Genomic DNA, 1,447 nt, shown 5'->3' with positions numbered 1-1,447 from the left:
TTTACTTAGTTTGTCAAACTCATGAGCAAAACCAATTCTAGAGTATAGTTGAGGATAACGAGCTAATCGTTTTTCAATTCCTGGCATTCCAATTAATATCATTGCTACGTTGTTTTGATCATAAATATCCCTAAGTTGTTCTAAACTTTGCAGTTTTAATCGGTCAATTTCATCGACAATGATTAAATCTATATCTTTATAGGAATCTGAATAATATTCTTCTTCGCCCGTAGTATGTAGTTTATACATCGCCTTTGACATATTTATTCTAAATCCTAAAGTATTGATATTGTCAGTCATTTTAGTAGATCGGACTGCTGGAGCTGTATAAAAAATTGTGTTGGCCTCAAGAATTGCTCCATCCGTTTTTAAAGGAATTTCATCTGCTTTTTTATAAGCTATTTGCTTCTCTATATTATCCCAATTTGTATAATACCTTGAAGATAAGGTTTTTCCGACACCTGGAACCCCATAACAAATACCTATATATTTATATTTGATACAAGCATCGCAAAATTCTGTAAAACGTTTATATTCTTTTGTTTCAATAAATTTTTGCTCCTTATTCATTTAGATACCTCTTTAGTTTTGACTTCTTTTTATCAGGTCTATCTGGACGAATTGTATATTCTTCTTGTTTGGAATCTCTAACTTCTTCTATAACAGATTTTCTAGGTTCTAGTTGTTTCTTTAAAGTTTTTCTTACTTTATTTCGGGCAGAAACAATTTCTTTAAGATCTACGGTATAATCAGAGATTTCAGGAGAAATGGCAGTACATATGTATTTATCCTGATAAAATACTCTAATTTCTGCAATATCTCTTGGATTGTAACGAATAATCACAGTTTCACCAACGTACGCAGCTAAATTAGTATCTATATATCTCATGCCTTGAAAATGGATACCATCAGAATGCACTTTTCTTGGTTTTGCTACGTTTAATAATAATAAATCCAAAGTTTCTAAGCTTTCTGGCATATTAGGTAGAAATCCTGAACTATTCCAAGAATGTATTGGTTCCTTTTTTGTTGTGCCATGAATCCTATGGTGATACTTATATATAAGGAATGTTGAAAATTTTTCATCAAGTTCTTTAATTGTGAGAAGGGACTGGGTGGTTTGATTACCTAAATAACCAGGTAAATCTTGCAAAAACAATTGATTTACCGTTAGAAAAAACCTTTCAATTTTCCCTCGTCCTCTAGGAACACCTACAGTCGAAAAGACTAAGTTAATTTTCAAATCAATTGCTACCTGTTCTAAATGTTTAGAGGTAAAATCACTTCCGTGATCTGTGTAGAATTTTTCTGGGATGCCACATATTGGCCAATCACGATTTCCTTTCTTCCATATTGCTTGGTGTAAAACTAATGATGTGTTTATTGCAGTGGGGGATTCAAAGGATAAATAGTACCCAGCAATTGCTCGACTATAATCATCTAAGAT

At 32.2% G+C, this 1,447-nt stretch carries 2 protein-coding genes; both read right to left on the bottom strand.

The annotated features are described in order from the left end of the window. Window positions 1-570, bottom strand: a 570-nt coding sequence (locus ABTZ91_RS34035; RefSeq protein WP_352081099.1) for an AAA family ATPase, incomplete at its 3' end; no start/stop codon positions are given. After that, window positions 563-1,447: Mu transposase C-terminal domain-containing protein (locus ABTZ91_RS34030; RefSeq protein ID WP_352081098.1), on the bottom strand; the 885-nt coding region annotated here is incomplete at its 5' end. The genes ABTZ91_RS34035 and ABTZ91_RS34030, both read right to left, overlap by 8 nt.

The organism is Streptomyces sp. NPDC126499 (assembly GCF_040302485.1).
GTDB lineage: Bacteria > Actinomycetota > Actinomycetes > Streptomycetales > Streptomycetaceae > Streptomyces.
Note: the sequence above shows the minus strand (reverse complement) of the source record. Positions and strands in the feature narration are given on the sequence as shown.